Origin of the sequence: Phenylobacterium sp. (genome assembly GCF_030645195.1) — a bacterium.
Taxonomy (GTDB): Bacteria; Pseudomonadota; Alphaproteobacteria; order Caulobacterales; family Caulobacteraceae; genus Phenylobacterium.
This window is the reverse complement of record NZ_JAUSLW010000137.1, coordinates 1-6824: the sequence shown is the minus strand read 5'-3', so window position 1 is coordinate 6824 and position 6824 is coordinate 1. Positions and strand designations below refer to the sequence as shown.

The 6824-nt window shown below is 64.5% G+C and carries 9 protein-coding genes and 1 pseudogene; 4 read left to right on the top strand and 6 right to left on the bottom strand.

The window, feature by feature from the left end; genetic code table 11:
* Positions 1–243: pseudogene (locus Q7T09_RS11540) on the bottom strand (GNAT family N-acetyltransferase); the annotation flags it as partial.
* 185 nt (positions 244–428) lie between these two features.
* On the opposite strand from Q7T09_RS11540, the gene Q7T09_RS20495 reads away from it, so the two are divergent.
* Positions 429–881 carry a GFA family protein gene (locus Q7T09_RS20495; RefSeq protein ID WP_370689238.1) on the top strand — a complete coding sequence of 151 codons (453 nt, stop codon included), beginning with the start codon at positions 429–431 and terminating at the stop codon, positions 879–881.
* Positions 882–1009: 128 nt separating this feature from the next.
* On the opposite strand, the gene Q7T09_RS11535 is transcribed toward Q7T09_RS20495, so the two are convergent.
* The 4 genes from Q7T09_RS11535 to Q7T09_RS11520 form a co-directional block, all read right to left on the bottom strand.
* Positions 1010–1474 carry an NUDIX hydrolase gene (locus Q7T09_RS11535; protein WP_304699813.1) on the bottom strand — a complete coding sequence of 155 codons (465 nt, stop codon included), beginning with the start codon at positions 1472–1474 and terminating at the stop codon, positions 1010–1012.
* 221 nt (positions 1475–1695) lie between these two features.
* Positions 1696–2625 carry a hypothetical protein gene (locus Q7T09_RS11530; RefSeq protein WP_304699812.1) on the bottom strand — a complete coding sequence of 310 codons (930 nt, stop codon included), beginning with the start codon at positions 2623–2625 and terminating at the stop codon, positions 1696–1698.
* A gap of 76 nt (positions 2626–2701) precedes the next feature.
* Positions 2702–3085 (bottom strand): VOC family protein, encoded by a 384-nt coding sequence (locus Q7T09_RS11525; RefSeq protein ID WP_304699810.1) that lies wholly within the window; start codon positions 3083–3085, stop codon positions 2702–2704.
* A 56-nt stretch (positions 3086–3141) separates the two neighbouring features.
* Positions 3142–3717 (bottom strand): DUF2939 domain-containing protein, encoded by a 576-nt coding sequence (locus Q7T09_RS11520; protein ID WP_304699808.1) that lies wholly within the window; start codon positions 3715–3717, stop codon positions 3142–3144.
* Between the two features lie 172 nt (positions 3718–3889).
* On the opposite strand from Q7T09_RS11520, the gene Q7T09_RS11515 reads away from it, so the two are divergent.
* Together Q7T09_RS11515 and Q7T09_RS11510 are read left to right on the top strand one after the other, a co-directional pair.
* Positions 3890–4705 (top strand): SDR family NAD(P)-dependent oxidoreductase, encoded by an 816-nt coding sequence (locus tag Q7T09_RS11515; RefSeq protein ID WP_304699807.1) that lies wholly within the window; start codon positions 3890–3892, stop codon positions 4703–4705.
* Positions 4706–4729: 24 nt separating this feature from the next.
* Complete coding sequence (locus Q7T09_RS11510; RefSeq protein ID WP_304699805.1) at positions 4730–5365, top strand: acetyltransferase; 636 nt, start codon at positions 4730–4732, stop codon at positions 5363–5365.
* A gap of 14 nt (positions 5366–5379) precedes the next feature.
* Here Q7T09_RS11510 and Q7T09_RS11505 read toward each other — a convergent pair whose 3' ends face one another.
* A complete protein-coding gene (locus Q7T09_RS11505) occupies positions 5380–6459 on the bottom strand; it encodes a DUF4062 domain-containing protein (protein WP_304699802.1) in 1080 nt (359 codons plus the stop codon).
* A gap of 165 nt (positions 6460–6624) precedes the next feature.
* On the opposite strand from Q7T09_RS11505, the gene Q7T09_RS11500 reads away from it, so the two are divergent.
* The coding region (locus tag Q7T09_RS11500) for a hypothetical protein (protein ID WP_370689237.1) at positions 6625–6824 on the top strand (200 nt) is incomplete at its 3' end.

Genomic DNA, 6824 nt, shown 5'->3' with positions numbered 1-6824 from the left:
TTCAGCGGGCTCCAGCCAGACGGTTCCCAGCAGCGGCGTGTCAGGATCGTCGCGCCAGACGAAAAGGGCGGCGCCTGGGGTCTCGGCGAGGTCGCTTGTGAGGGTCGCGAGGTCGGTGCGCTGGCCCTCCAGATAGTCGGCCTCGGTGGTCCAGCCCTGGCGCGAGGTCTCGCCCCGATAGGCGGAGTTCACGAGATCGACGATGGCGGGCAGGTCGGCGGCGGTGGCGGGATAGAGGGGCATGGCCCCTAAAGTCACGGCTTCAGCTTCGCCGCAAGGCGCTCCGAGGCGTGTGCCCCCAACGGAAGGCCAGCGAGGCCGCTGACATGGCGGCGACGACCGACAAGCTGACCCTGGGAATGTCCGCAACGGGGTGGGAAGGGGACGCAGGATGACGCTACGATCAGGCTTCCGCTGCCGCCCTCGTGATGTTGGCGGCTCCCGGAATCAGGGGGAATGCCATGACGGTTCGAACAGCGCGATGTGCGTGTCAGGCGTGCGAAGTCGAGGTTGAGGGCGAGCCGGTCAGCAGCGGGCTCTGTAGCTGCGACAATTGCAAACGGCGTACGGGGGCGCCGTTCGGATGGTCGGTCTACTTCCACGATGAACAGGTTAGTCGGGTGGAAGGTCCGCTGGCGGTGCTCGACGGCTTCGGCAAACGCTGGTTTTGCTCAAGGTGCGGTTCGACCATCTATTGGCGGTCTTTCGGAGCGTGGAGGCCCGGCCAGACAGGATTTGCTGGAGGCTGCTTCGCCGATCCGACGCTGCCGGTCCCCACCATTGCAGTACGCTGCGCGCAAGGGATGCCGTGGATTGCGTACCCCGACGGCTGCGCAGTGTTTGATGACATGCCTCCGGTCCCTCCCTCTTCGGCTCCGTGACTGTCCGCAACGGGTCGCAAGCCGGCCCAAGCTCGGAAACCACAGGCCGACGTTCCTGACACCGCCCCGAAACCAGACCCCGTCGACGTCAGCAAAGGGCGCAATCGAATGTTTAGCGTCCGCCTCGATCAGATCGGAGGCAAGGTGACAATCTCGCTGGGGTATTCGCCACGCGTGAGAGGCTCAAGCAGGTCAGCTAGTTGGAAGGGGTAGATGGCCTCTTCGGAGGAGCGAATATCCTCGACTTGCCACCAGCGTGTCTCAAGGATTTGCCCTCGCTCGTGCTCGGTCCAGCCTCCTGTCTGGATTGTTTCCGCTGGCGCGAAGGCAAGGATGAAGTGCTCCTTGAACAGGATTTTCCAATCACCGCTCCTATGTCTGTCTTCGCCGTACCAGACGATTGGGCCAAGCCGCACGTCCGTCATTCCTGTCTCTTCGGCGACTTCTCTGAGCGCAGCTTGTTCAATAGTCTCGCCGTGGTCGAGACCGCCGCCGGCTAGGGTCCAGCATGGTCTTGGCACCCCGCTAGGCCCGGTGTTCAGATACTTGATCATGAGGACCCGCGCGCTCGGCGACAGCAGGATGACTCTCACTCTAGCCGGTTGCGCCACCCGTCAAACCCTTACCCGAATTGGGTGAGTGTGCCGGGGCGAAGCCGGATCCACAAGCGGACTCCCCGAGCGTCAGCTATGGGTGGTGGGCTCACCCGTTGAGCCCACCGTCGAATAGCGACGTTGGCCTCCAGTCCGGACGCGGACCATCAGTCGGGAGATGTTGTTCGTGTCCTTCGTGAGGTTCGTGGACGACCTTCTTCTTACCGCGCCGTACAGGTCACCCTGTTCAGCGGGAAGGTCGCCGCCTTCCGGGCGGCCTCGCTGTTGTAGAGGAATCCGCTGTCGTCGGGCAGCAGGGCGATGGCCTCCTGCTGGGCGAGCGGCGGGGCGCGGAAGATCGAGACGTTCTGGCCCGGGACCAGCGTCTCGGGCACGCCGGCGGCCAGATCGAAGCCCAGCTCCACCACCGTCATATAGGTCAGCAGCACGGCGCGCTTGCCGTCGCGGCTGATGTCCAGGCCGGTGGCGATCCAGCCGACGAAGGGCAGGTCGGGTAGCAGCTTGGGCAGGTCCAACTCGCCCACCTTGGTGAAGACCTGCGCGCCGTCGGTCTGGCGAAGCTGATTGGCCGACAGCTTGTAGACTAGGGCCCGGCCCGGCTTGGTCATCTGCTTGTCCACCGGCTTGGTGACGACGAAGAGGTCGCCATTGGGATGGACTGAGAAGGCCTCGACATTGTGCGGTCCGTCGGGGTAGCGGGCGCGGACCACGCGCAGCGGCGTCTCGGTCTCGGCGTAGGTTTTCTTCTCCCGCAGGATCGTGAAGGCCACCTCCGAGCGGGCTCCGGCGTTGTCGCCGGTGTCGCCGAGATAGAGGCAGGTCTTGCCGCCGCAGGGCCCCAGGGACATCTCCTCGATGTCGGCGGGCTTGGGCCCCCTGAGGTTGACCACCCGCAGGTTTCCGCCGGCCATGTCGGTGATGAAGAACCGCAGGTCATCGCCGGAATCGTTGTTGTGGTAGAGTCGGCCGGGATAGGCCCGCGACGCCTCCAGGCCGCTGGCCTCGTCGATGGGCTTGGCGGCGATCTGGGCGGCCAGGACCGGCGCGCTCCAGCTCTTGCAGATCCCCGCCTGGGCGGAGAGCGGCAGGGTCGCCATCAGGGCGCAGGCGAGGGCGGCGACGGCGCGCATGGTCGGGGCTCCAGGTTGCATTCGAAGCCGCCACGATCGGGCCATGCGCCGCCGTGGTCAAGCTGGCCGGACGCCCCTAGCTCGGCTTGGTGAAGATGCAGAGCTTGTTGCCGGTCAGGTCGCGGACATAGGCGCCGTAGAAGCTGGTAGAGTCGGCGGGCCGGGGTCCGGGCGCGCCCTCGTCGGCCCCGCCCTGGGCCAGGGCCGCGTCATAGGCCGCCTGCACGGCGTCCTTGGAGGGCGCCAGGAAGGCCAGCATGATCCCGTTGCCCGGCCGGGCCGGCTCGCCGTCGAAGGGCGGGCAGATGAAGACGTTGGCGTCGCCGTCCTTGGGGCCGTAGCCGGCCCAGCCGCCGTCCAGGAAGGCGCGGTGGTAGCCGATGGCGCCGAGCACCGCATCGTAGAACGGCAGGGCGGCCGCTACATCCAGCGCGCCGATGGTGACGTATCCGATGGTCATGGAATTCTCCCTCAAGCTGGCGGGAAGCCTAGCAGAGAATGAGAACGAAACAAGAACTAAGGTTGGGTCTCGTCGTCGGCGGGCAGGCGGATCTGCACCAGCTTCCACGCAAACCAGCCGCGGCGCTGGAAGGTGAAGACCGTCTCACGCTCGGGCTTGTCGGGCGTGCGGACCACGAAGCGGGAGCGGTTGGGACCCCAGTAGCGCAGGGAGGGCCAGGGCTCCTGGACCGCGGCCATCAGCTGGTCGGGCAGGGCGGCCGGCGCCGGCGGCTCGGGGGGCGCCTTGCCGGGCTCGTAGCCGCGGGTGAGGGCATGCAGGCCCTCGACGCTGACATAGCGCTCGACGGCGGGCGGCGGCGGGGTGAGGGGCTCCAGGGCCCGCTTCATCGCGCCGATGGGGTCGGTCCAGATGGTGGGGGCCGGAGCGGTCGGCGCGTTGGGCGTCGGGCCCAGCTGGGTCTTCAGGGTGGCGCGGACGGCGGTGTAGTCCACCAGTTCGGCCAGGCCCTGGACGTCGCCGTCGCGCGCGTCGGCCTTCAGGGCGCGGAAGGCGAACCAGGGCGCGGCCACGAAGGCCGCCGCGGACCCCAGCAGCACGACCAGGATCAGGTTGAAGATGGTCCGCCACATGGGCTTGAGCCTCGCTGAAGTCGCCTGATGATTAACATGCACGCGTCGGCTGGCGAGAGGTTCCTCCCAGGAGGCGAGCCCGACCGCCATTCCGGCGCTTGCGCGCATCGCCCAACGGCGCGAGGCTTGGGAATTGTTTGAACCATAAAAAGCCCAGGGAGGGCGTTATTTCATGTCGGCGAGCATCAACCCCAATGGAAATCTGAAGGGCAAGGTCGCCCTGGTCACCGGCGCCAGCCGCGGCATCGGCGAGGCCATCGCCGCCCGCCTGGCCATGGAGGGCGCCAAGGTCGTGGTCTCGGCCCGCACCGCTCAGGACGGCGAGAGCCGCCTGCCGGGCACCCTGATGGAGACCGTGGAACGCATCAGGAAGGCTGGCGGCGAAGCCACCTTCATCAAGGCCGACCTGGCCCAGTCCATCGAGCGCGAGCGCCTGGTGGAGGAGACGGTGGCTGCGTACGGCCCCATCGACATCCTGATCAACAACGCCGCCATCACCTATTTCACGCCGGTGGTGGAGTTCACCGAGAAGCGCTTCAAGCTGATGATGGAGGTGCAGGTCTATGCGCCCTTCCACCTGTCGCAGCTGGTCCTGCCCTCGATGATCGAGCGCAAGACCGGCCACATCGTCAACATCTCCTCGCCGGCCGGCATCCATCCGGCCAAGCCCTATCGCGGCGGCCGCGGCGGCACGGTCTATGGCCTGTGCAAGGCGGCCCTTGAGCGGTTCACGACGGGTCTCGCCTCCGAGGTCTATGCCGACAACATCGCGGTCAACGTGGTGTCGCCGGGCCTGGTGGACACCCCTGGCGTGGCGGTGCACGGCCTGATCAACGAGGCCACCAAGGACCGCGTCCAGCCCATCGAGTACATCGCCGAGGCGGTCTACCAGCTGGCCAGCGGCGATCCCAAGACCATGACCGGCCGGGTCGACTATGCCGAGCCCCTGCTCAAGGAGCTCAACCTCAAGCCGTCCGAACTGGTCTGAGTAGGTAAGGACAAGTCTTCAGCCGTGAAGCCGATCGCCTTGGTGGCAGCGCGAGCCGAGACCCTGCCCCGCATCATCATCGACGCCTGCGCCGCCGCCGATCGTCCGATCGCCGGTCTGGTGCAGGTGGGCGATGAGGCGCAGCGGCTGAAGACCCACCTGCCGGTGCTGGGCGGAGAGGACCTGCTGAGCGATCCGGCCTTCCTGTCGGCGTACGACATCTTCGTGGCCATCGGCGACGGCCGCCGCAAATCCCTAAGCGAGGCGGTCCTGGCCCGCGGCGGGACGGTGGCCACGGTCATCCACCCGGCCGCCACCGTCTCGGCCTCGGCGAAGATCGGCGTGGGCACGGTGATCTCGGCGGGCGTCATCGTGCAGATGGACGCCACCGTCGGGCGCTATTGCAGCCTCAACACCGCCTGCACGGTGGACCACGACAACGTCCTGGCCGACGGGGTCAATATCGCGCCCGGCGCCCACCTGGCCGGCGGGGTGCAGGTGGGGGAGGGCGCCTTCATCGGCATCGGCGCCACCATCAAGGGCTGGCTGCGGATCGGCGCGCGGGCGACCGTCGGGGCCGGGGCGGTGGTGCTGAAGGAAGTGCCGGACGGGGTGACCGTGGTGGGCAATCCGGCCCGGCCGATGGTGGCGAAAAGTTAGGCCGGGCTCTGCGACTACTCGGATGTAGTCTTGCTCCGCGCTTTCCGACCCTTCCCTGGTTCTTTCAAGCGAACCAGGAGCTTGGTCACGTGTGCCTCTCCGCCGGGAGTCAAAGTCCAACCGGTCGATCCGTTGTCGGCCGTCCCGATCATAATAATTCCGAGCTGCTTAAACTGGAACATCAGGCGTTCAATATCTCCTCGATCGTACCGGAGAGTTTTCGCTTCTTGGGGGCCGGAAAAGTGGCGACGAAGTAGAGGGTTCAGTGAGCTTTCAAAGGCATACCGTCCCTGAAAATCACGCCAATGCATGCGACCATAAAGGTCGGGGCCAATAGCGGCAATGCACTCATCCCAAGTGAATCGGATATCTTCGCGATACTTCTTTCCATCTAATGTATAGCTTATAGGAAATGTTATCTCATCCGACCCTTGAGCGAGCAGGTCGGGTGAGATGTCTTCCTCGGCTAGGACGGTTGACCGAATCAGGTCCTGAAGTTGCTGTTGCTCGGAATTGGCGTCCTCGAGTTTTTTATTTAACTCGTCGATCTCCGCTCGAAGTTCTTCGATTCTCGCCAAGTCGGCCGTCGATCTCGCTTGGTCGGCCCGTACCCAGCCCGTGCGGGGATGGTTTCGAGTGGCGTGAATTATTGCCTTCGAGGCTTGAAGGCCGAGATCCTCCGTGGTGGACCAAGTTCGAACGTACCTATGCCTGATCTTATCGTGAAAAGAACTTAGCCGGCGACGCTGCTGAGGCTCGTCTTCTCTTTTGGCCTTAGGTAGATCGAGCGGGGTTGCGTGAATAAACCCTGTTATTGGTATCTTTAATTCAGATGCCAGATCGAACTCGCGCTCTGTAAAACTAACGCCGTCGGGAAAAACATTTCCGTATCTGCCGGCGCTCAGAACTATATAATAGTCACTATCTTTTATAGTTTGACGAATTACATCCCAAGGAGCCTCCTCCGCAGAGGGGAATATTTCCATTCCGACCGGAATGTGGCCCAGCTCCAACACCGCTTGAATTACTTGCTGACGTTCTTCTCTGAGGTCTTCAAAGGTGGAGCTTATGAAGAACTGGTAGCGAACATCCATGCTTCAACTCGATCTCGCCAATTGATGAGGCATACTTTAGGTGCTTGGAGGCATTCACCCAAGTAGCGAATTTCCCGCCGTAATTCCCAGTGTGAAGGAGCTCGTGGCGCGGACTCAGCTGCCGTAGTAGCGCGGCAAAACCTGACCTTGCCAACGGCCCCGACCATGCCTTTCATCGCCGGCCTCATTGAGCGGGCGATGAAATCCCTGGCGGGTGTCTTGATGGCGGGTTTAATGGTCGGTGCGGCGCGCGCGGAGAAACTGACGCCTGAGCGGGTCTATGCGGCGCCGGACCTGACGGGGCCTCGGGCGCGGGGCGTGACCCTGTCGCCGGACGGCAAGCTGGTCACCTATCTGAAGGCCAA